This window comes from Duganella aceris (assembly GCF_011090165.1).
Classification (GTDB): Bacteria; Pseudomonadota; Gammaproteobacteria; order Burkholderiales; family Burkholderiaceae_D; genus Rugamonas; species Rugamonas aceris.
On the sequence record NZ_JAADJT010000006.1, the window covers coordinates 1 to 20,143 of the forward strand.

Consider the following 20,143-nt stretch of genomic DNA (forward strand, 5'->3'; position numbering starts at 1 on the left):
AGGTTGGTTAGCCTTCTGAATGAAGAACGGCCCGGTCGAAGCTTCGACCGGGCCGTCAAGGGCAGACCTAGAAAATATGACGTTCGCGTACTAAAAAAATCTCCTTAACTGAACGGCATTACCCTGCGGGGAGCTTTTTTTACGCCAGCGCGCCGATCAGCTTTTGCATCGGCGTGAGTTTGATCAGCGCCTCCGGTTCGTCGATTTCAAGCACGATGTCGTTGTAGGCGACGGCGCGCAAGGGCTCGACCTCGGCGGCGTCCGATTGCTGCGCTTCATTGAACTGCTGCTGCAAGGTCTTTGCATCCAAAGCGTGTGACTTGGCAAGCAGCGCGCCGTATTTCCGGATGTCGGCCTCGTTCGCGGCGATTTTTTCGGCTGGGCGAATCGCGAGGTTGATACAGCTAAATATGGCGAACACGGCCATCAGCGATGCGGATGGGACAGGTAACTGCGCGGCGAGCGTGGCCACCGCGCTGCTGCCGGCCAGCAAGGTTATAAAGGTGAGCGTGGTCTGCACACGCCGGTAGAGGCGGGCGGTTCTCTGGCACAGGCGTTGGGCGTAGCGCAAGTTGAACTGCACTTCTTCGAGTTCGTCAGTCATTGCGGGGCTCCTTCTTTGCCGGTTGTGGCGTCGGGGCCGGGGGCTTGGCCGGCGCGGGGCGGCGGCGTTCGCGTTTGCGCTTCGGCGCCGGTCTAACAGGGAAGTGTGTTTTCGGCTCTGTGGGTTTCATTTTATGCCTTTCCGGGGCCCCTTGATCGCGTGCCGATTCAATCATGCCGACCTTTTTTCGGCGCTCCGTGCAGTGCGTCAACGGCGCGTGGCGGAACAGTCCGTGTCGTAACGTACGGCGGCGGCAACGCCGACAGCGGCTACACGCTGCGCGGCGGCCGCATGCTCACCACCGATAACTACGAATGCACCTGGGACCTGTTCAAGAGCATCCCGTCGCTGGAACATCCGGGCCGCACCGTCTACGACGAGACCATCGCCTTCAATGAGGTCAACGTCTCGAATTCGAAGGCGCGGCTGGTGGACCGCAACCGCTTCAAGGTCGATGTCGGCTCGATGGGCCTCAGCATGATGGACCGCATCGAGCTGGTGCGGCTGTCGCATCCACTACACGCGCGACGGTGAAATCGGCGTGCAGCGCGTGCGGCCCGAGGACCTGGTGTTGTTCCAGAACGGTTCGATGACCGACGCCTCCAGCTACGGCAGCATGTACGCCGCGCCGCCCAAGCTCGACAAGCATGATAGCCAGGGCTGGGCCTTGTGGGAAAAGCTGGCCGCCGGCCGTCCGCAATTCGGCAATCCGGCGGCGTTCAACCGCAGCATTCCGGAATCGTGGTGGGAGTCGTTCACGGTGACCTTGAAGAGTCCCGCCTTCTTCAACCGCATGCAGCAGTTCAGCGGCAACGTGGCCGGCACCGGCGGGCTGGTGACGTTCAAGGATTCGCGCTGGCTGCTGTCGGTGGTGCTGGCGCATCAGCCGCACTTCGTGAACCAGCCAGAGGGCGTGCAGGTGTTCTGGGGCTATGCGCTGCATCCGGACCGCATCGGCGATTTCGTCGCCAAGCCGATGGCCGATTGCAGCGGCGAGGAGATCCTGCGCGAACTATGCGGCCACCTGAACTTCGACTACGAGGTGATGGCCACCGCCAATTGCATCCCTTGCCGCATGCCCTACATCACCAGCATGTTCATGCCGCGCCATAAGAGCGACCGTCCGCTGCCGGTGCCGCAAGGCTCGCGCAACCTGGCCTTCGTCAGCCAGTTCGTCGAGGTGGCGGACGATGTGGTGTTCACCGTCGAATACTCGGTGCGGGCGGCGCAGATGGCGGTCTACCAATTGCTGGAGGTGAAGCGCGAGGTGCCGCCGGTCAGCCATCACGACGAGTCGCTGAAGGTGAAGTTCGATGCCGTGGTCAAAGCCTTCAAATAAGCCGCCGCCGGCGGGGATGGGTGTTACCATGGACTTTCACCTGGAGTCCTATGCCCAATGAACTCCCCGCCGTCAGCAGCCTGCACCAGCTGACGATGAACGGACTAGCCCTGCACGGCTGGTCCCAGCAAAACCTCTTCCTGTCCGATGAACTGACGCTGGCGCTGGCGGTCGAATGCCGCGACGAGGCGGCCACCGGCGCGCTTGCCGCCGCAGCGGTGGGACGCGGCGCCGCGCGCGCGGTGCATTCGGCGATACGCGGCGACCGCATCCTGTGGCTGCAAGCCGGACGCTCCGAGGCCTGCGACAGCTATCTGCTGATCATGGAAACAGTGCGTGTGGCGCTGAACCGGGAATTCTTCCTTGGACTGGACAGCTACGAAAGCCACTTCGCCCACTACGCGCCGGGCGCCGCGTACCAAGTCCATCTGGACCGCTTTCGCGACGACGACCTGCGCACCGTGTCGGTGGTGATTTATCTGAATCCGGATTGGCCGGTGGAGCAGGGCGGCGCGCTGCGCCTGCATCCCTTGGATGCGCCGGCCAGCGACGTCAGTCCGCTGGGCGGGCGCCTGGTGGTGTTCCTGTCGGCCGACATGCCGCACGAGGTGCTGCCGGCGACGCACGACCGCCTGTCGCTGGCCGGCTGGTTCCGCCGCCGGCCGCCGAACTAGATCACAGGAAGCGGTCGAGGATCTTCTTGCTGTGCTTGTCCAGTTCGCGCACGTCGCGGATCAGGTAGTGGATGCCGTGGATGTCGGAGATCAGCAAGGTGTCCACCGTCAGGCGGCGGATGTCTTCCTCGCCGCGCAGCACGAACTCGGTGTCGCCGCGATCGGTGGCCACCGACCAGGTGCACGGCGTGGCGAAACTGGTCACGCTGTTGATGCGCGAGATCTCCGGCATGAACTCGCGTCCACCCAGCTCCTCGCGCACCAGCGCGCCAATCGCCGCCGGCAGGTCTTCGATGCGGTCGATCCAGCCGACTTCCTTGCCGTCGGTGCTGACCAGCGCGATGCCGTCGTCCGGCGCCTGCACCGGAAAGGCGCGCACCGGCGCCACGCCTTCGTGCACATGGCCTTCGGTGGTGGTCAACACCAGCCGGCCGAAGGGATTGCGGACCAATTCAAATTTACTCGTCGTCATGTGCTTGTTCTCTTATTCTTTGCTGGCGGTGTCATCGAGGTCGGTGTCGACGTTGCGGGCCTGCGCCTGGTACAGGCGGTAGTAGGCGCCTTCGCGCGCCATCAGCTCATCGTGGCCGCCTTCCTCCACCACCACGCCGCGATCCAGCACCACCAGGCGGTCGGCCTTCTGCAAGGTCGACAAGCGGTGGGCGATGGCGATCGTGGTGCGGCCCTTGACCAGGTTTTCCAGCGCGCGCTGGATTTCCTTCTCGGTCTCGGAGTCGACCGATGACGTGGCTTCGTCAAGGATCAGGATCTTCGGATCGATCAGCAGCGCGCGCGCGATCGAGATGCGCTGGCGCTCGCCGCCGGACAGGCCTTGCCCGCGCTCGCCGACCATCGAGTCGTAACCCTGCGGCAGGCGCAGGATGAATTCGTGGGCGTGCGCGGCGCGGGCGGCGGCGATGATTTCCTCGCGCGTCGCATCCGGTTTGCCGTAGGCCAGATTCTCGGCGATGGTGCCGAAGAACAGGAACGGCTCCTGCAGCACCAGGCCGATGTTGCGGCGGTAGTCCGACACCGCGAACGAGCGGATGTCGACGCCGTCGAGCATGATCGCGCCTTCCGACACGTCGTAGAAGCGGCAGATCAGATTGACCAGCGTCGATTTGCCGGAGCCTGAGTGGCCGACCAGGCCGACCATCTCGCCGGCCTTGATATCCAGGCTGATGCCGCGGTTGACCGCGCGGTTCCCGTAACGGAAGCCGACCTCGCGCAAGGTGATGTTGCCGTCCACCTTGGCCAGCTTGACCGGGTTGGTCGGCTCGGGCACCGACGACACGTGATCCAGGATGTCGAAGATGCGCTTGGCGGCCGACGCCGATTTCTGCGTCACCGAGACGATGCGGCTCATCGAATCCAGCCGGCCGTAGAAGCGGCTCGAATACGCGATGAAGGCCGACAGCACACCGACCGTGATGTGGCCCTTGGAGACCTGGTAGATGCCGAACACCCAGATCACCAGCAGTCCCAACTCGGTCAGGAACGAGACCGTCGGCGAGAACAGCGACCACACTTTGTTCAACTTGTCGTTGACGGCCAGGTTATGCTTGTTGGCGGTGCGGAAGCGCGACGCTTCGCGCGACTCCTGCGCGAACGCCTTCACCACGCGGATGCCGGGAATGGTATCGGCCAGCACGTTGGTGACTTCGCCCCAGACGCGGTCGATCTTTTCGAAGCCGGTGCGCAGGCGGTCGCGCACGATGTGGATCAGCCATGCGATGAACGGCAGCGGCAGCAGCGTGAACAAGGCCAGCCACGGGTCGATGCTGAACAGGATCACACCGGTCATGATGATCATCAGGCAGTCGGACGCGAAGTCCAGCAGGTGCAGCGACAGGAACACGCAAATGCGGTCGCTCTCGGAGCCGATGCGCGACATCAGGTCGCCGGTACGCTTGCCGCCGAAGTATTCGAGCGAGAGACGCAGCAGATGGTCGTAGGTCTCGGTGCGCAGGTCGGCGCCGATGCGCTCCGACACCAGCGCCAGCACATAGGTCTTGCCCCAGCCGAGGATCCAGGCCAGCACCGCCGACGCCACCAGGCCGGACATGTACAAGGTCACCAGCGAGGAATCGACCGGCTTGCCGCTCTGGTACGGGATCAGCACATTGTCCATCAGCGGGATGGTCAGGTACGGCGGGATCATGTGCGCGCCGGTCGACAGCAGCATCAGCGCGAAGCCGAAGCCCAGCTGGAACTTGTACGGCTTGGCGAAGCGCCACAGGCGGAACAGGGTCCAGGTCGACGGCGGCGTGTACACCACCTTGGTGCAGATCGGGCATTCCTCCTGATCGGGCTCCAGCGGCGCCTTGCAGCTCGGGCAGACGTTTTTATCGTCGCGCAGCACCGGCTGGCCGGTGGCGTGGCTGTCGAGGTGGGCGTCGAATTGTTCGACCAGGCGGATCGCGGCCAGATTCTGGCCCAGCGTGAAGCGCCAGGCGCCGAGACGGCCGGCGCCGCCGACCAGCTCCAGGTGGCCGACACCGGCGTGGTCGTGGTGTTTCAGCGTCAAGTCCTTGGCGAACGGCCAGGCCTGCCACTGCGATTCGCCCGGCGCGCGCGCCAGCAATCGGCCTTCCGTGACTAAAATTATGCCCTTCGAGAAACGAAGTTGCTGATCCAAGTCAACCTCCAGGGCACTTACAACGTTTTCCCCTTGGGAAAGTTGTGCCTGTATCTCGGAACGCCAACGCTCAGGGAGCTCGCTCAGGCTGGATACGGTGGAAAGTTGTTCGGTTGTCATCGTGCGGCATACTCCTGCGGGGAAAAAGGGCGGAACTTGCACCCGGACTCTAAATAAACGTTTTGCCAGTAAGGTGTTGCGGCTGGTATAAAAGCTTATTTACGGTATTCTGTCAGTTATTAAACATTTGACAGAGATCAAGATTGGTTCGGTGTTTTGTGTTGGCGGCAAGTATAACGCACAGCAGCATGCAGCACTACAGGGTTTAAAATACGGCGCGGGTTGGCTAAGGCCGATAACAAAGTTATAAGAATTGATACATGACCAAGAAGAAAGACATTGAAGTTCTCCGCGTAACCCATTTGCGCGGCCCTAACATCTGGACCTATCGCCCGGTGATCGAGGCGTGGCTGGATATCGGCGAACTGGAGAGCTTCCCCTCGAATTTGTTGCCTGGTTTGTATGAGCGCCTGACGGCGATCCTGCCGGGCTTGATCGTGCACCGTTGCGGTGTGGGCGAACACGGCGGCTTCCTCGAGCGCCTGCGCGACGGCACCTACGCCGGCCACATCCTGGAACACGTGGTGCTCGAACTGCAAAACCTGGCCGGCATGAAGACCGGCTTCGGCAAGACCCGTCAGATCGGCGAAGACACCGGCTTGTACAAGATGGCCTTCCGCACCCGCCAGGAGCAGGTCGGCCGCGCCGCGTTGGCGCACGGCCGCGATCTGCTGATGGCGATGATCGACGACCAGCCCTACGACCTGGAGGCCGTGGTCGCCGAGCTGACCGACATGGTCGAGTCGCTGTGCCTCGGCCCGAGCACCGCCAACATCGTCGACGCCGCCGGCGTGCGCCAGATCCCCTTCATTCGTCTTACCGACGGCAACCTGGTCCAGCTGGGCCATGGCGCCGCGCAGCGCCGCATCTGGACCGCCGAAACCGAAGAGACCAGCGCCATCGCCGAAGGCATCGCCAGCGACAAGGACCTGACCAAAAGCCTGCTGTCCTCGTGCGGCGTGCCGGTGCCGGAAGGTGAACTGGTCACCAGCGCCGAAGCGGCGTGGGAAGCGGCGCGGGACATCGGCGTGCCGGTGGTGGTCAAGCCGTACGACGGCAATCACGGCCGCGGCGTGTCGCTGAACCTGATGACGGAATCGGACGTCACGGCGGCGTACGCGCTGGCCGCGCGCAAGGGCGAAAGCAAGAGCGTCATCGTCGAGCGTTTCATCCCGGGCGACGAGCATCGCCTGCTGGTGGTCGGCAAGCGCCTGATCGCGGCGGCCGCCGGCGAATCGCTGTGGGTCACCGGCGACGGCAAGTCGACCGTGTTGGAACTGTGCGACATCCAGATTAACGTCGATCCGCGTCGCGGCGAGACCGAGGACTTCCCGCTGGGCCGCATCAAGCCGCACGAATCGGCCGAGATCATCCTGGAACTGCAACGCCAGAACATGACGCATGCCTCGGTGCCGGCGGACGGCCAGAAAGTCCTGATCCAGCCGAACGGCAACGTCGCCACCGATGTCACCGACAAGGTGCACCCGCAAGTGGCCGCGATGGCGACGCTGGCGGCGCGCATTGTCGGCCTGGACATCGCCGGCATCGACCTGGTGACCTCGGACATCAGCCGTCCGCTGCACGAGCAGGGCGGGGCGGTGATCGAAGTCAACGCCAGCCCGGGCCTGCTGGCCCACCTGAAGCCGGCCAGCGGCGAGCCGCGCAACGTCGGCGAAGCCATCGTCGATCATCTGTTCGCGCCGGAGCACAGCGGCCGCATGCCGATCGTCGGCATCACCGGCAAGCACGGCACCACCATGGCTTCGCGCCTGATCGCCTGGCTGCTGCAAATCAGCGGCAAGAAGGTCGGCCTGACCTGCGCCGACGGCTTGTTCGTCAACGGTCGCCTGCTGCCGAAGGACGGCTTCAGCGACTGGGAAACCGGCGAACGGCTGCTGCTGAATAAAAATGTCGAAGCCGGCGTGTTCGAAGCCAGCGCGCGCATGATCCTGACCGAAGGCCTGGCCTACGACAAATGCGCGGTCGGCGTGGTCACCGACGTCAGCGACTTCGACGATCTGGGCGAGTTTTACATCGACAGCGCCGACAAGCTGTACGGCGTGCTGCGCACCCAGGTCGACGTGATCCTGCCGAGCGGCGTGGCGGTGCTGAACGCCGCCGATCCGCAAGTGGTGGACATGGCGCGCCTGTGCGACGGCGAAGTGATCTTCTACGGCGTCGACGAGCACAGCGCCGCCATTGCCGAGCACCGCCAGGACGGCAAGCGCGTGGTATTCCAGCGCACCGACGCGCAATCGAGCCGCATCGTGCTGGCCATCGGCCACGACCAGGTGGCGAACCTGCCGCTGTCGCCGCTGGTGCCGCCGGAAGCCGTGCTGGCCGCGATCGCCGCCGGCTGGGCGCTGGGCCTGACGCCGGAGCTGATCGGCGCCGGTCTGCGCACCTTCGACGCGAATCCGAAAAAAACACATCATTGATTCATCACTGACTCATATCACTGAGAGCTAACAGATTTATGGAAGTTATCCGCACCCGCGCCCTTCGCGGCCCGAATCTTTGGAGCCACCACACCGCGGTGGAGGTCATCGTCTCGTGCCCGCCCGAGGAGCAGTCGATCGCGACGCTGCCTGGTTTCGAACAGCGCCTGCACGCGCGCTTCCCCGCCATCGGCGCGCTGCACCCGACCGGCAACGACGACGCCGTGTCGCTGGCGCGCGTGCTGGAAGCGGCGGCGCTGAGTCTTCAGGCGCAAGCCGGCTGCCCGGTCACCTTCAGCCGCACCACCGCCACGCTGGAAGACGGCATCTATCAAACCGTGGTCGAATACAGCGAAGAAGCGGTCGGCCGCCTGGCGGTCGAACTGGGCGAGAAGCTGATCAACGCCGCGTTGACCGACGCCCCGTTCGACCTGAACGCCGCGCTGGAACAGCTGCGCGACCTGGATGAAGACGTGCGCTTGGGCCCGAGCACCGGCGCCATCGTCAGCGCCGCCGTGGCGCGCGACATTCCGATCCGCCGCCTGACCGAAGGCAGCATGGTGATGTTCGGCTGGGGCTCGCGCCAGCGCCGCATCCAGGCCGCCGAGATGGACAGCACCAGCGCCATCGGCGAATCGATCGCGCAGGACAAGGAACTGACCAAGAAGCTGCTGCACGCGGCCGGCGTGCCGGTGCCGATCGGCCGCACCGCCGAAGACGCGGACGACGCTTGGGCGGCGGCGCTGGAGATCGGCCTGCCGGTGGTGGTCAAGCCGAAGGACGGCAACCAGGGCAAGGGCGTCACGGTCAACGTGGCGTCGAAAGAACATATGGCGAAAGCCTTCCACGCGGCCAAGGAATTCCGCGACGACATCATGGTCGAGCGCTATCTGCCGGGCCACGATTTCCGCCTGCTCGTCATCGGCAACAAGCTGGTGGCGGCGGCGCGCCGCGATCCGCCGCAGGTGGTGGGCGACGGCGTGCACACGGTGCGCCAGCTGGTCGACATCGTCAACGCCGATCCGCGTCGCGGCAGCGGCCACTCGACGTCGCTGACCAAGATCCGTTTCGACGACATCGCCATCGCGCGTCTGGCCTTGCAGGACCTGGAGGCTGATTCGGTGCCCGGCGCCGGTCAGCGCGTCATCCTGCGCAACAACGCCAACCTGTCGACCGGCGGCACCGCCACCGACGTCACCGACGACGTGCATCCGGAAGTGGCGGCGCGCGCGGTGGAGGCGGCGCAGATGATCGGGCTCGATATCTGCGGCGTCGACGTCGTGTGCGACAACGTGCTGACGCCGATTGAAAACCAGCGCGGCGGCGTGGTCGAAGTCAACGCCGCGCCCGGCCTGCGCATGCACCTGGCGCCGTCGTACGGCAAGGGCCGCGCGGTGGGCGAAGCGATCGTCAACACCATGTTCGCGCCCGGCGACAACGGCCGCATTCCGGTGGTCGCGGTCACCGGCACCAACGGCAAGACCACCACCGTGCGCCTGATCGCGCACCTGCTGACCGCCAGCGGCCTGCGCACCGGCATGACCAACACCGACGGCGTCTACATCGAAGGCCGCCAGACCGACAGCGGCGATTGCAGCGGTCCGCGCAGCGCGCGCAACGTGCTGCTGCATCCGGACGTCGACGCGGCGGTGTTCGAGACCGCGCGCGGCGGCGTGCTGCGTGAAGGCCTGGCCTTCGACCGCTGCCAGGTGGCGGTGGTGACCAACATCGGCAGCGGCGACCATCTCGGCCTGAACTACATCACCACGGTCGAAGACCTGGCGGTGCTGAAGCGCGTGATCGTGCAGAACGTCTCCGAAAGCGGCTTCGCGGTGCTGAACGCGGTCGATCCTATCGTCGCCGGCATGGCGGCCAACTGCCGCGGCAAGGTGATCTTCTTCGGCGCGGATCGCGGCCACCCGATCATCGCCACGCACCTGGCGCAGGGCTGCCGCACCGTGTATGTGGAGGACGGCCATATCGTCGCCGCCGAGGGCCATGAGCTGAACAAGATCTCGCTGTCGCAAGTGCCGATCACCCGCAACGGCGCCATCGGCTTCCAGGTCGAGAACGTGATGGCGTCGGTGGCGGCGGCGTGGGGCGTGGGCATCAGCTGGGACGCGATCCGTCTCGGCCTGAAGACTTTCGCCAACGATTCCGACAATGCGCCGGGCCGTTTCAACGTTTTCGACTACAAGGGCGCGACCGTGATCGCCGATTACGGCCACAATCCGGACGCCATCCTGGCGCTGGTGCAGGCGGTGGAGACCATGCCGGCCAAGCGCCGCGTGGTGGTGATCTCGGGCGCCGGCGACCGCCGCGACCAGGACATCACGCAGCAGACCGAGATCCTCGGCCGCGCCTTCGACGACGTGCTACTGTACGAGGACGCATGCCAGCGCGGCCGGGTCGACGGCGAAGTGGTGGCCTTGCTGCGTTCGGGCCTGAACGGCGCGCCGCGCACCTCGCACATCCAGGAAATCTACGGCGAATTCCTCGCCATCGACACCGCGCTGGGCCGCCTGCAGGACGGCGACTTGTGCCTGATCCTGATCGATCAGGTGGAAGACGCTTTGGCGCACATCGCCAAGCGCATCAAGGAAGTCTGAGCGCGTTAGTATCGATAGCATCCAAAGCCGGCCGAGAGGTCGGCTTTTTTCATGGGTGGTAAGATTTCAACTAAGCACGCCATTTCTCTAGCTGATGGGATAATATCAAATCGGTAACTCCATGAATCTAAATATCTTGCGTCTTCTTTGCGTGTTACTGTTATCCGTCGGAATAACGGCGTTGATCAGCGCCAGCGCAGAAGTGCACCCCAGCGAACGCGGTACCGTGGGGGTATCTGTGCGCGCGATCAATTATTCTGGAAAAGAGGTCGTCCTGATGGTGCGCAACCCGAAAGATAAGACAAACAGCGGCGGTGGTGATGCGCTGAATCCATACGGCATCGGCGGTTCAGTTTGCTGTTTTGGCATTCCGGCGCAATGGCACCCAGGGTACCAGGTCGTCGTGAAGTACAACTTCTATCCTGACGAAGAATGGCATGAGCAATTGGTGCACGTCCCGCCATACCCGGCCGGCATCGCTGACGATATCTGGCTTGTCATGCGGGAGGATGGCGAGGCGGAGGCGATAGTGTCGAGCTTCGGACCCACTCGGCCGGAATGGCCTGGGCGAACCAAAGGCTGGCCGGTGCCGTCCAGAGCGTACGCAGCCAAGGTCCGTAACGATCAGTTGGCGACCAAGAAGGGTATGTTGCAGCTGATGGAAAGAGGGTTGGCCGATGGCAGCGTGCGCACAAAGGAACAAACTGATCGAATGAAGTCCGCGATCGAATATACGAAAGCGCAGATTCGCGAGATGGACGCGGTGCAGCCATGATGACCACCCGCGCACGACGACATACCCGATGCCATGAGCAGTTGGTGGTCGTCCCGCACTAACTCAACGGCGTCGTCGGCGACATCTGGCAACGGCCGGCTGGGAACTGCACTACGATCTGCCTGTTGCAGCGCATCGTGGAGATATGAGTGAATCCTAGTCCGACTTCGCCGACCATGCCTGGCCAGGTGGTCCTGGTATTGCAGGGCGGAGGCGCCCTGGGCGCCTACCAGCTGGACGTCTACCAGGCCATGCACGAGGCCGGCATTGAGCTGGATTGGGTGATCGGCACTTCGTCAACTGAACACGCCATTTCTCTTGCTGATGGGATAATGTCAAATCGGTAACTCCTGATCGTTGTTCGCTAATGCAAAAAGTACTCGAACAATTGCGTGTGTCGTTGGCTCAGTTCTCAAGCGCCACGAGGCTATATGAACTGATGCTGGACGGCGACCACGATCTCGGCTCGGGCGGACTGCTGGTCGAGGCCTTCGCCGCCGACGACGGCGTGCAGGAGGTCGGCGCGCGTGACGTCATCGTGCTGTCGACCAATGCGCATATCGCGTTACGGCCGTTGCTGGGTCAGCCGGCCAGCCTGATGGTCAGCCTGGCCGATGGCAGCCGCACCACGTTCCATGGCGATATCACGCAGGCGGCGATGCTGGGCAGCGAAGGCGGCCTGGCGCGTTTCCGCTTGCGCTTGACGCCGTGGTTGTGGCGCCTGGGCCAGGTGCGCAACAGCCGCGTGTGGCAAGACAAGACCGTCATCGAGATCGTCGACGAAGTGTTCGAGGGCTACGCGCCGCTGGCGCAATGGCGCTGGAGCGAGGAGGCCGAGCCGTTCATGGCCGATGCGGTGGCGCGCAGCTATTGCTGTCAATATCGCGAATCGGACCTGGACTTCGTGCGGCGCTTGCTGACCGAAGAGGGCCTGGCCTGGCGCTGCGAGCAGTTGGAAGAGGGCGTCGGCGTGGTGCTGTTCGCCGATAGCAGCCAGGCCACCGCGACGCCGGAAGACGCCAGCAGCGCAGCCGGCGGCGGCATCCGCTTCCACGGCGTGCGCGCCGGCGAGGCGTCCGACACCATCCAGGCCTTGAACGCGCGGCGCAGCGTCACGGCATCGCTGACCACTTTGCTGAGTTACGACTACAAATCCAAACAGGCCGTCAACGCCAGCGCGCCATCGCGCCTCACTTCGGGCAAGCTACCGCCGCTGGAAAGCTACGACGTGCCCGGACAATACGCCTACGCGAACGCGGCGCAGGCGCAGCGGTATGCGGATCTACAGATGCAGGGCCGCGAAGCGTCGGCGCAACTGTGGCGCGGCCGCTCGACGGTGCGCACGCTGGCGGCCGGTGCGCGCATCAATGTCACGCAGGGACCGCTGCAATCGACGTCCGAGACGCCGCCGGCCTATGTGCTGCTGCGCGTACGCAGCGTTGGCGTCAATAATTTGCCGTCGCCGGCGCAGCAGGCCTTGGCGGAATTGTTCGGACCGATCCCGGAACTGCTGGAGGAAATCGTCGCCGACGTGCCGGACGACTTCGCGCAGACCGTCGCGCAGGCGCGCCAGACTGGCTACGCCAACAGCTTCGATGCGGTGGCGGCCGATGTCATCTGGCGCCCGCAACTGGCGGGCAGCGACGGCCGCAGCCATCCGAAGCCGACCGCGCGCGGCGCGCAGAGCGCCATCGTCATCGGCGCCGACGGCATCGACCAGCCGTCCGGCGCCGACGAGCTGTATTGCGACCGGCTGGGCCGGGTGCGCATCCGCTACCACTGGCAGGACGGCGGCGACGCGACCTGCTGGGTGCGCGTCGCGCAACGCTCGGCCGGCGGCGGCATGGGCAGCCAGTTTCTGCCGCGCATCGGGCAAGAGGTGCTGGTGCAATTCATCGAAAACGATATCGACCGGCCGATCATCATCGGCGCGCTGTACAACGGCCAGGGCGAGGGCGGCGTGACGCCGACGCCGGCAGGGCAGACCGACGCGGCCAGCGAAGCCAAGCCGTTCAACCCGGCCAGCGACCATGCGCCGTCGGCGCAGGGCAATCTGGCCGGCGGCAACAGCCCGTTGTGGCACGGCGCGTCGGGCGACAGCGACGGCCATCGCAACGGCGCGGCGCAGTGGGGCGTGCGCAGCAAGGAGTTCGGCGGATCGGGCTACAACCAGCTGCTGTTCGACGACACCGATGCGCAGGGACGCGTGCAGCTGCGCTCGACGCACGCGGCCAGCGAATTATCGCTGGGCCATCTGATCCACAGCGCCGACAACTATCGCGGCAGCCTGCGCGGGCAGGGCGCCGAGTTGCGCACCGACGCTTACGGCGCGGTGCGCGGCGGCGCCGGCTTGCTGATCAGCAGCTACAAGATCGATCACAACGCGGGCGAGCGCGATCCGGCCGGCGACAACGCGGCCGGTATCGCGCTGCTCAAGCAGGCGGCCAAGCTGGGCGAGACCTTCAGCGACGCGGCCAAGACGCATGAGACGGTGGCGCTCAGCGGCCACATCGGCGCGACTAAAGCGAACGCGAGCGCGCTCGACGACGCGTCGGCGCCGTTGAAGGCGATGTTGACGGCGGTGTCCGGCATGGTCGGCAACGGCAGCGTGAGCGCGGCCAAGGCCGACGCCGGCGAGAAGAAGACGGCGCCGGGCGACGATCAACTGCCGCACGCCAGTTCGCCGATCATCGCGATCAGCGGCAAGGCCGGCATCGGCGTGACGGCGGGGCAGGCGCTGCAACTGGCGAACGGCGAGACGATCTCGCTGATGAGCGGCGGCGACACGCAATTCATCAGCGCCGGCCAGATGCGCGCGCACAGCGGCCAAGCCATCGGTGTGCTGGGCGGCGCGGTCAAGGCGGGCGAGGGCGGCATCGGCGTGCAGCTGATCGCGGCCAAGGACGTCATCGACCTCCAGGCCCAGGCCGATGTGCTGAAGGTGCAGGCGCGCGATGAAATCAATGTCGTCAGCGCGAATGCCGAGGTGGATTGGGCGGCGGCCAAGAGCATCACCTTGTCGACGGCGGGCGGCGCGAACATTACGATCGAAGGCGGCAACATCACTGTCCAGTGTCCGGGCAAGATCACGATCCACGCAGGCACCAAACACTTCATCGGACCGGACAAGCTGGCCTACGCGCTGCCGGCGCTGCCGCACTCTATCTGCAAGAAATGCAAGCGCGACGCAGCCAAATCAGGTGCCCCGTTTTCACTCGTACAAAGTTAAGGACGCCGATATGCTGATCGATCGTCACCCCGCCGACTGGAAAGAGACCTTGCATGCCAGCCTGGCCGATGCGCGGGGGGCCATATACGCTTTGGTGGACGGCGTGCACAATGAACTGTTCTACCAACAATTGAAGAAGGCGGGTTGCTTCCACTATGAGTCGTTGTATTCCACGGCCCCTTCCGCCGATGAGGAAACGCTGGGCCTCGCGCCGATACTGGTGCAGTACAGCGATGAGCATCGCAATCAATGGGATGCGCTGATCGAACTGACCAACGGCCTGCCGGCGCTCAGCATCATCATATCGCCGGAGCCGATAGAGCAAATGGCGGCGAGGCTGATTCCGTGGTGCGTGGTCGATGCGGACGGCTACACGCTGGCACTGTCCTTCGCCGACACGCGCATATTGCCGGCGCTGGTGAACGCCTTGACGCCGCAACAGCGCGGCCAGTTATTCGGCCCAGCCTCGCTGTGGAGTTACCCTGGCCGGGATGCTGAATGGCAGAGGCTGTCAGTGAAGTCGGAGAATGCACTGCCTCCTGCCGAGAAAGTCGAGTTGTCGGCGCATCAGATATCGGCCCTGATGGCTTCGTCCGAAGCGGACAGCATTGCTTTTCAATTCGGGCAACATATCAGTAAGCCTCTGGTGGCCTACACGCCTGCCGAGTCGCATACGATGATCCGACAATGGTTGCAGTTGGCGGATCGGGCGCAGATCGACGGAAATCAGGACCGGTTTGCTTTGTGCGCGGTCGGCTTGGAGCGGCCCGAACTGGCAACGGATGCGCGCTATCTGGCGCTACTGGAATCGGGCGCCGGCCCGCGCACGCTGGATGAGATACGTGCTTTGCTGGCATAGCACTAAAATCACATAATCAATCCCAAAATTATGAATCTGAAAAATACGCTTCGTTTTGTCTTTCTATGCACCGGATTGACGTCGTTATTGGCATCTTGTGCGCCGGTTGGTGTCGGCAAGCCAAAGGAGTTAAGCGCTGCAGTTCGCTCCATCAATTACTCTGGTAAAGAGGTCGTGCTGATGGTGGTCGATCCAACGAATAAAGACAATGGAGGTGGCGGCGACGTGCTTAATCCCTATAGCAGCGGTGGAACAATTTGCTGTTTCGGCATCCCCGCCGAATGGCGCCCAGGGTTGCAAGTGATCGTGAAATACACAGTCTATCCCGATACGATTTGGCATGAACAACTGGTCGATGTTCCGCCTTATGCGCAGGGCATCGCCGGCGACCTCTGGCTCGCCATGCACGAGGATGGACGCGCGGAAGCCGTGGTGTCGAACTTCGGCCCCACGCGGCCGGAGTGGCCTGGCCGGGTAAAAGGACGACCAGTCCAATCGGAAGGGTACGCAGCGAAGCTGAAAAGCGACCGGTTGCATACACAGAAGGCGATATTGGAGAAAATGGAAAAGGGGTTGGCCGCAGATACCGGTAGCCGAACAAAAGAGGAACTAGATCGGCTGAAGTCGGCAATAGAAAATACCAAGCAAAAAATACGTCTGCTTGAGGAGCAACAGCCATGACTGTCGCGCTTGTCTCGCCCCTCTCTTCCAACACGGATCCTGCATCGGTTCAGGATTTTTTCAGTGATGATGAGTTGTCGCTATTGGACGAAATCGCCAGGGTTCGTGAATGCACCGAAATCGGCGTCATGCCGCCGAAATGTTCGGTGAACCTGGCGTTCGGGTTCTTTTTTGACGGGACGAACAATAATCTTGAGCGGGATTTCCCTACGCATAATCAAAGCAATGTCGCCGGTCTCTACCTGGCTTTTCCAGGGACAGACGGCGAGCTAAAGTGGCCAAGCGCCAAGTCAGTTTACCCTCATTACTTTCGTACCTATGTCCCCGGAGTTGGAACTAAGTTTGGCGCCGTAGGCGACAGCGGAGAGGGAGATATGAAAAAAGATGGCTTGGCCTTCGCCAAGCGCGGTCAGAACAGAATCATCTGGGCCTTGGTTGACGCGATCAATCACGTGCACGAATACTATCTTGACTCGGCTCTTGTCGGCGAGGCCGCATTCCTGAAGGAGTACAACGGACTTGTGTTGCCCAGTTTTAAGGCGACCAAAGGTGGCTGGTTTAATTTCGGTAGCGACGAGTTGGAAAAGTTGACGGTCGCCTTCGTCAAGACATTGCGTGAACTTCATGCCAAGCTCAGCGTATTCCTGCCGGTCGGCGAAGGCAAGAAGAAGGACAAGGGCGTGGCCGAACGGATCTACTATTCGATTTTCGGTTTCTCGCGCGGCGCGGCGGAGGCGCGCGTATTCGCCAATTGGTTTCTGTGGCTATGCAGGCTGGACGCCACGCTGACGAATCGGCCGGCGCCTACCTTGGGATCGATCCCGGTCACGTTCGATTTCATGGGGCTGTTCGATACGGTGGCCTCTGTGGGTCTCGCCTCGTCCGCGCCGCTGCTGGGCGCGCATGGCCACTACGGCTGGGCCGACGCCGACCACTCGCTGAAGATACCTGAAGTCCCGCCCACCAAGTGCCTGCACCTGGTCTCTGCGCATGAGATCCGCCGCTCATTCCCGCTCGACTCGATCATGGACGAAAACAATATGCCAGCAGGCTGCACGGAGATCGTCATGCCAGGCGTGCATTCCGACGTCGGCGGCGGTTATTTGCCGATGGAGCAGGGACGCGGCAAAGACGCACAGGGAGAGGACATGCTGTCGCGGATTTCCTTGTCGATGATGTACCGAGCGGCGCGGCTGGCCGGCGTTCCGGTGAAGCTGGAAGAGGCGCCGGAGCAGGTCAAGCGTGCCTTCCGCATCAGCCCCAAACTGATTGAGACGTTCAATGCCTTCGTTTCCGCGTGCGCCGATACTACTGCAGCGAAGCGGCCAACGCCGCTGCACGAGATCATGGCCAAGCAGCATCAACTTTACATCCAGTGGCGCAAAAAAATGATCGGCAATATGAAGGCGCTGCAAAGTGTGATCGATAGTGACAGTTGTGATCGCGAAGACATCCTCGCGGCCGATAAGGAATTGGCCCATGAGATGAAACTGTTCGAGGAGTGGCGTGCCTGGAAACGTAACATGACCTCGGATGACAAGAATCAGACACCGTTCAGCTATCCCGAGTGGTCGACCATCGAGTCTTACTGGGATCAGCCGCCACCTCCTGCCGCGATCACGGACTTGTTCGACAATTATGTGCACGATTCGCGCGCCTGGTTCAAGCCCTTCGGAACGGACTCGGTGGATTTGCTGGCCGAGATGGAAAAGCTCGCCGCGCGCGAGGAACAGCTGATTGAATGGGAAAAAAAGCCGGTAGGCCCCAAGCCGGCGCCGCTGACCAAGGCCGAGTACGAGAAGGTCACGAGGTATCGGCCGCATCGCAACACTGCCGACGCGTGTACCGCCGCCGGCTTCGTCTCTGAAGGCCGGGAGGGCAGTTTTTTGCATGGTGGCTTCCTGCGGTATCGAAAAGTCTACCTGGGCAGCAATGGCTTCAAACCGAAAGGCGCTGTGTATGCGGAAATCAGCCCACCGGCCGGTGTGCGCCAAGTTGCGGCGAGCGCGTCAAACGCTCAAGCAGCGGCCCATAGCGCCTAGCGGCAAAGTTGTCGCAGTCATTGCCGGGTGCTTGATATGTGACGGTCGCGACAGCGAGTAGCAACGAACTGCACTACAATCTGCCTGTTGCAGCGCATCGTGGAGATATGAGTGAATCCTAGTCCGACTTCGCCGACCATGCCTGGCCAGGTGGTCCTGGTATTGCAGGGCGGCGGCGCCTTGGGCGCCTACCAGCTGGGCGTCTACCAGGCCATGCACGAAGCCGGCATCGAGCCGGACTGGGTGATCGGCACCTCGATCGGCGCCATCAACGGCGCCATCATCGCCGGCAACGAGCCGCGCTACCGGCTGGAGCGGCTGCGCCAGTTCTGGCACCGCATGGAGCAGAACGCGCTGGGCTTCCCGTCGCTGCCGCGCGCCTTCGCCAACGCGGTGACCGTCGGCCGCGGCATTCCCGCTTTCTTCGAACCGAATCCGGCGGCGTGGTGGAATCTCGATGGCCGGGTCGGCGTCGAGCACGCGTCCTACTATCAGACCACGCCTTTGCGCGCCACGCTCAACGCGCTGGTCGATTTCGATTACGTCAACCAGCGCCACACCCGCCTGATGGTCGGCGCGGTCAACGCGCGCACCGGCGCCATGCGCTATTTCGACAACCGCAAGGAGCCGCTGGCGGCGGAGCATGTGATGGCGTCCGGCGCGCTGCCGCCGGCCTTTCCCGCCGTGCGCATCGACGGCGAGCCTTACTGGGACGGCGGCATCTATTCCAACACGCCGATCGAGGCGGTGCTGGACGACGAGCCGCGCCGCAGTTCGGTGATCTTCTCGGTACAGGTGTGGAACCCGGACGGCAGCGAGCCGCAAAGCATGATGGGGGTGTTGGACAAGTACAAGGAGATCCAGTACGCCAGCCGCGCCGGCAACATCGAGCAGCAGCGCAAGCTGCATCGGCTGCGTCACGTGATCCGCCAATTGACCTTGCAGCTGCCGGAGGAGATCGCGATGTCGCCCGAGGTGCGCGAGCTGACCGCGTGGGGCTGCGGCACCAATATGCATGTGGTGTCGCTGAAGTCGCCGCGCATCGGCAACGAGGACCACACCAAGGACATCGACTTCAGCCCGGCCGGCATCCGCGCCCGCTGGCAGGCCGGCTACGACGACGCCAGCCGCTTCATCGCGCTGCGGCCGTGGGACCAGGAGATCGATCCTATCGAGGGGATCGCGATCCACGAACTTCCGGGACGCTAGCCGCGCCCAGGATTTCTTCGCACACCTCCAGCCACGCCCGCGCCGCGTGCGACAGGTAGCTGCCGCGCCACACGTGCGCCGGTTGCCAGTGCAGCGCCGGTTCCACCAGCCGCACCGCGTCCAGCTGGCCGATCGCCAGCCGGTGGATGAACGGCTCGGGCAGCAGCGCCACGCCCATGCCGGCCGACGCCATCGCCACCAGCCAATCCCATTGCCCGCTCTGCGCGGCGATCAGCGGTTCGAAGCCGGCGTCGTCGAAGGCCGTGCGCAGGCTGCGCGTCATGGCGAAATCGTCCTTCAGCAGCACCAGCGGCGTGCCGGCCAGCGCCTTCAGCCTGAGCGTGGTGCGGTGCTTCTGGAAGGTGCCGCTGGCCGCGACCGCCCATATCGGGTAGCTGGCGATGGGCGCCGTTTGCAGCCCAAGCAGCGGATCGGCCGGCAGCACCGTCATGCCGATTTCCAGCTCGCCCAGCGCCACCTGGCGTTCGATCGCCTGGCCGGCGTCCTCCTGCAGGGTCAGCGCGATGTTGGGATGGCGCTGGCGGAAGGCCTTCAGCACCGGCGTGAACAGCAGGTTGATCATCGGCGGGATGCCGACCGTGAGCCGGCCGCGCTCCACCGTTTGCGTGTCGTGGACTTCGACCGCCAACTGGCGCATGGTGGCCAGCATCTCGACGCCGCGCGCGTAGACCACGGCGCCGGTGTCGGTCAGCGTCAGCTTGCGGCCTTCGCGCAGCAGCAGTTGCGCGCCGACTTCCTCCTCCAGCTGCCGCACCATCTTGCTGATGGTCGATTGCGTGACGTGCAGCGACTCCGCCGCCTGCGTGAAGCTGTTCAGGCGGACGGTTTCGACGAAGTAGCGGAGCGAGCGCAGGTCCATGAATAAAACGACTGGAAAGTGAGAATTTAAGTCATAACACGACTGT

15 protein-coding genes and 1 pseudogene are annotated in these 20,143 nt (G+C 63.7%); 12 read left to right on the plus strand and 4 right to left on the minus strand.

What is annotated here, in order from left to right:
• Positions 1–139: 139 nt before the first annotated feature.
• Positions 140–604 (minus strand): hypothetical protein, encoded by a 465-nt coding sequence (locus GW587_RS13815; protein ID WP_166103843.1) that lies wholly within the window; start codon positions 602–604, stop codon positions 140–142.
• Positions 605–895: 291 nt separating this feature from the next.
• Between GW587_RS13815 and GW587_RS31290 the strand changes: the two genes are divergently transcribed.
• The 3 genes from GW587_RS31290 to GW587_RS13825 are packed head-to-tail and all read left to right on the plus strand — an operon-like array spanning position 896 to position 2,617.
• Complete coding sequence (locus tag GW587_RS31290; RefSeq protein WP_229259445.1) at positions 896–1,138, plus strand: oleate hydratase; 243 nt, start codon at positions 896–898, stop codon at positions 1,136–1,138.
• Positions 1,139–1,145: 7 nt separating this feature from the next.
• Positions 1,146–1,943 (plus strand): oleate hydratase, encoded by a 798-nt coding sequence (locus tag GW587_RS31295; RefSeq protein ID WP_371875592.1) that lies wholly within the window; start codon positions 1,146–1,148, stop codon positions 1,941–1,943.
• 50 nt (positions 1,944–1,993) lie between these two features.
• Complete coding sequence (locus tag GW587_RS13825) at positions 1,994–2,617, plus strand: 2OG-Fe(II) oxygenase (protein ID WP_166103847.1); 624 nt, start codon at positions 1,994–1,996, stop codon at positions 2,615–2,617.
• 1 nt (position 2,618) lies between these two features.
• On the opposite strand, the gene GW587_RS13830 is transcribed toward GW587_RS13825, so the two are convergent.
• Together GW587_RS13830 and GW587_RS13835 are read right to left on the minus strand one after the other, a co-directional pair.
• The gene (locus GW587_RS13830) at positions 2,619–3,089 is read right to left on the minus strand and encodes a cyanophycin metabolism-associated DUF1854 family protein (RefSeq protein ID WP_166103850.1); all 471 of its coding nucleotides are present in this window, start codon (positions 3,087–3,089) and stop codon (positions 2,619–2,621) included.
• Between the two features lie 12 nt (positions 3,090–3,101).
• Positions 3,102–5,375, minus strand: a complete 2,274-nt coding sequence (locus tag GW587_RS13835; RefSeq protein ID WP_166103853.1) for a cyanophycin metabolism-associated ABC transporter — start codon at positions 5,373–5,375, stop codon at positions 3,102–3,104.
• A gap of 260 nt (positions 5,376–5,635) precedes the next feature.
• On the opposite strand from GW587_RS13835, the gene GW587_RS13840 reads away from it, so the two are divergent.
• The 9 genes and pseudogenes from GW587_RS13840 to GW587_RS13880 all read left to right on the plus strand — a co-directional run bounded on the left by GW587_RS13840 (position 5,636) and on the right by GW587_RS13880 (position 19,217).
• Positions 5,636–7,813, plus strand: a complete 2,178-nt coding sequence (locus GW587_RS13840; RefSeq protein WP_166103856.1) for a cyanophycin synthetase — start codon at positions 5,636–5,638, stop codon at positions 7,811–7,813.
• A 38-nt stretch (positions 7,814–7,851) separates the two neighbouring features.
• On the plus strand, positions 7,852–10,422 hold the full coding sequence (cphA, locus tag GW587_RS13845) for a cyanophycin synthetase (protein WP_166103859.1): 2,571 nt from the start codon (positions 7,852–7,854) through the stop codon (positions 10,420–10,422).
• 121 nt (positions 10,423–10,543) lie between these two features.
• On the plus strand, positions 10,544–11,197 hold the full coding sequence (locus GW587_RS13850) for a DUF3304 domain-containing protein (RefSeq protein ID WP_166103862.1): 654 nt from the start codon (positions 10,544–10,546) through the stop codon (positions 11,195–11,197).
• A gap of 176 nt (positions 11,198–11,373) precedes the next feature.
• Positions 11,374–11,493 (plus strand): annotated as a pseudogene (locus tag GW587_RS31300) (patatin-like phospholipase family protein); the annotation flags it as partial.
• A 71-nt stretch (positions 11,494–11,564) separates the two neighbouring features.
• On the plus strand, positions 11,565–14,426 hold the full coding sequence (locus tag GW587_RS13860) for a type VI secretion system Vgr family protein (RefSeq protein ID WP_166103865.1): 2,862 nt from the start codon (positions 11,565–11,567) through the stop codon (positions 14,424–14,426).
• Between the two features lie 10 nt (positions 14,427–14,436).
• On the plus strand, positions 14,437–15,285 hold the full coding sequence (locus GW587_RS13865; protein ID WP_166103868.1) for a DUF4123 domain-containing protein: 849 nt from the start codon (positions 14,437–14,439) through the stop codon (positions 15,283–15,285).
• A 30-nt stretch (positions 15,286–15,315) separates the two neighbouring features.
• Entirely contained in the window at positions 15,316–15,966 is a 651-nt protein-coding gene (locus tag GW587_RS13870) for a DUF3304 domain-containing protein (protein ID WP_166103872.1), read from the plus strand.
• Entirely contained in the window at positions 15,963–18,008 is a 2,046-nt protein-coding gene (locus tag GW587_RS13875; protein WP_166103874.1) for a T6SS phospholipase effector Tle1-like catalytic domain-containing protein, read from the plus strand. The genes GW587_RS13870 and GW587_RS13875 overlap by 4 nt, the downstream gene beginning before the upstream one ends.
• Positions 18,009–18,146: 138 nt before the next feature.
• Complete coding sequence (locus tag GW587_RS13880; protein WP_166104850.1) at positions 18,147–19,217, plus strand: patatin-like phospholipase family protein; 1,071 nt, start codon at positions 18,147–18,149, stop codon at positions 19,215–19,217.
• Here the strand turns inward: GW587_RS13880 and GW587_RS13885 are convergent.
• Complete coding sequence (locus GW587_RS13885) at positions 19,177–20,097, minus strand: LysR substrate-binding domain-containing protein (protein WP_166103877.1); 921 nt, start codon at positions 20,095–20,097, stop codon at positions 19,177–19,179. The two genes, GW587_RS13880 and GW587_RS13885, sit on opposite strands and share 41 nt — an antisense overlap.
• Positions 20,098–20,143 lie beyond the last annotated feature (46 nt).

What these genes read in the sequence shown, in the direction of transcription:
- GW587_RS13830 (WP_166103850.1), bottom strand. Translation starts at nt 3,089, where the DNA reads ATGACGACGAGTAAATTTGAATTGGTCCGCAATCCCTTCGGCCGGCTG.
- GW587_RS13885 (WP_166103877.1), bottom strand. Translation starts at nt 20,097, where the DNA reads ATGGACCTGCGCTCGCTCCGCTACTTCGTCGAAACCGTCCGCCTGAAC.
- GW587_RS13825 (WP_166103847.1), top strand. Translation starts at nt 1,994, where the DNA reads ATGCCCAATGAACTCCCCGCCGTCAGCAGCCTGCACCAGCTGACGATG.
- GW587_RS13840 (WP_166103856.1), top strand. Translation starts at nt 5,636, where the DNA reads ATGACCAAGAAGAAAGACATTGAAGTTCTCCGCGTAACCCATTTGCGC.
- GW587_RS13860 (WP_166103865.1), top strand. Translation starts at nt 11,565, where the DNA reads ATGCAAAAAGTACTCGAACAATTGCGTGTGTCGTTGGCTCAGTTCTCA.
- GW587_RS13865 (WP_166103868.1), top strand. Translation starts at nt 14,437, where the DNA reads ATGCTGATCGATCGTCACCCCGCCGACTGGAAAGAGACCTTGCATGCC.
- GW587_RS13850 (WP_166103862.1), top strand. Translation starts at nt 10,544, where the DNA reads ATGAATCTAAATATCTTGCGTCTTCTTTGCGTGTTACTGTTATCCGTC.
- GW587_RS13870 (WP_166103872.1), top strand. Translation starts at nt 15,316, where the DNA reads ATGAATCTGAAAAATACGCTTCGTTTTGTCTTTCTATGCACCGGATTG.
- GW587_RS13815 (WP_166103843.1), bottom strand. Translation starts at nt 604, where the DNA reads ATGACTGACGAACTCGAAGAAGTGCAGTTCAACTTGCGCTACGCCCAA.
- cphA (WP_166103859.1), top strand. Translation starts at nt 7,852, where the DNA reads ATGGAAGTTATCCGCACCCGCGCCCTTCGCGGCCCGAATCTTTGGAGC.
- GW587_RS13835 (WP_166103853.1), bottom strand. Translation starts at nt 5,375, where the DNA reads ATGACAACCGAACAACTTTCCACCGTATCCAGCCTGAGCGAGCTCCCT.
- GW587_RS13875 (WP_166103874.1), top strand. Translation starts at nt 15,963, where the DNA reads ATGACTGTCGCGCTTGTCTCGCCCCTCTCTTCCAACACGGATCCTGCA.
- GW587_RS31290 (WP_229259445.1), top strand. Translation starts at nt 896, where the DNA reads ATGCTCACCACCGATAACTACGAATGCACCTGGGACCTGTTCAAGAGC.
- GW587_RS13880 (WP_166104850.1), top strand. Translation starts at nt 18,147, where the DNA reads ATGCCTGGCCAGGTGGTCCTGGTATTGCAGGGCGGCGGCGCCTTGGGC.